The following is a 1,665-nucleotide window of genomic DNA, read 5'->3' as shown; positions in this document are numbered from 1 at the left end:
CCGCGTGCCCAGGCTCAGCAGCGCCACCCGCGCCCCCTCGGGCGCGCGCACCATCCGGCCCCGGCCGATCGGCAGCACCGATCCGCGCTCGGGCAGGTCCACGCCCACGCCCTCGCCGCGCGGATAGCGCAGCGCGATCGGGCCCGTGTCGTGGGCATGCGCGGTGGCCACCATGTGCACCAGCTCGGCCTCGTCGGAGGCCGCCATCACCGTCATGTTCGGCAGGCAGCAGAGATAGGCCAGGTCGAAGGCGCCCGCATGGGTCGCCCCGTCCGCCCCCACCAGCCCGGCCCGGTCCAGGCAGAAGCGCACGGCTAAGTTCTGCAGGGCCACGTCGTGCACGACCTGGTCGTAGGCCCGCTGCAGGAAGGTCGAGTAGATCGCCACGAACGGCCGGTAGCCTTCCGTCGCCAGGCCGCCCGCGAAGGTCACCGCGTGCTGCTCGGCGATGCCCACATCGAAGGTGCGCTCCGGATGCGCCTTGCCGAACAGGTCGATGCCCGTGCCCCCCGGCATCGCGGCGGTGATCGCCACCACCTTGTCGTCGGCATCCGCCGCCTTGATCAGGCTCTCGCCGAACACCCGGGTGTAGGCCGGCGCGTTCGGCTTGGCCTTGGCCTGCACCCCCGAGAGCACGTCGAACTTGACCACCCCGTGGTAGCGGTCGGCGGAGGCTTCCGCCGGGGCGTAGCCCTTGCCCTTCTGGGTCACGACGTGGAGCAGGATCGGACCCTGCTCGGAGTCGCGCACGTTCTTGAGCACCGGCAGCAGGTGGTCGAGGTTGTGCCCGTCGACGGGCCCGACATAGTGGAAGCCCATCTCCTCGAACATCGTGCCCGAGCCCACCACCAGGGAGCGGGCGTATTCCTCGGCCGCGGCCGCGCGCTGGTAGAGGCCCTTGGGCAGGAGCTTGCCCAGCTGCTTGGCGGTCTCGCGCAGGGACTGGTAGGTGCCCCCCGAGGCCAGGCGCGCGAAGTAGGCCGACATGGCGCCCACGGGCGGCGCGATCGACATGTCGTTGTCGTTGAGGATGACGATCAGGCGCGAGTGCAGGGCGCCGGCATTGTTCATGGCCTCGTAGGCCATGCCCGCCGACATCGAGCCGTCGCCGATCACCGCCACCATGTTGCGCCGCTTGGGCGCCGGCGCGCCCTGGGCCTTGGCCGCCGCCTCGTCGAGGTCGCGCGCCACGGCCATGCCCAGGGCCGCCGAGATCGAGGTGGAGGAATGGGCCGCCCCGAAGGGATCGTAGACGCTCTCCGAGCGCTTGGTGAAGCCCGACAGGCCGCCGGGCTGGCGCAGCGTCCGGATGCGGTCGCGCCGGCCGGTGAGGATCTTATGCGGGTAGGCCTGGTGGCCGACGTCCCAGACGATGCGGTCGTCGGGGGTGTCGAACACGTGGTGCAGCGCCACCGTCAGCTCGACCACGCCGAGCCCGGAGCCCAGATGCCCGCCCGTGACCGAGACCGCGTCGATCATCTCGGTGCGCACCGCGTCCGCCACCGCCTGAAGCTGGCTCTCCGGCAACAGACGCAGCGCCGAAGGCTCCGACAGACCGTCCAGGATCGCCGTCGCCTCCGACGCGGTCACCGCGGTCGCTTGCGCCCGCTCCGGCGCGATCTTGTCTTGCGAGGTCTTCTCTTGCGAGGTCTTCTCTTGCGAGGT

General features: G+C 71.2%; 1 protein-coding gene. It reads right to left on the bottom strand.

The window, feature by feature from the left end; translation table 11 throughout:
* The coding region (gene dxs, locus ASF20_RS00005; RefSeq protein ID WP_244476281.1) for a 1-deoxy-D-xylulose-5-phosphate synthase at window positions 1–1,563 on the bottom strand (1,563 nt) is incomplete at its 3' end.
* Between the last annotated feature and the right edge of the window lie 102 nt (window positions 1,564–1,665).

The sequence above is a fragment of the Methylobacterium sp. Leaf88 genome (assembly GCF_001422795.1).
Classification (GTDB): Bacteria; Pseudomonadota; Alphaproteobacteria; order Rhizobiales; family Beijerinckiaceae; genus Methylobacterium.
Note: the sequence above shows the minus strand (reverse complement) of the source record. Positions and strands in the feature narration are given on the sequence as shown.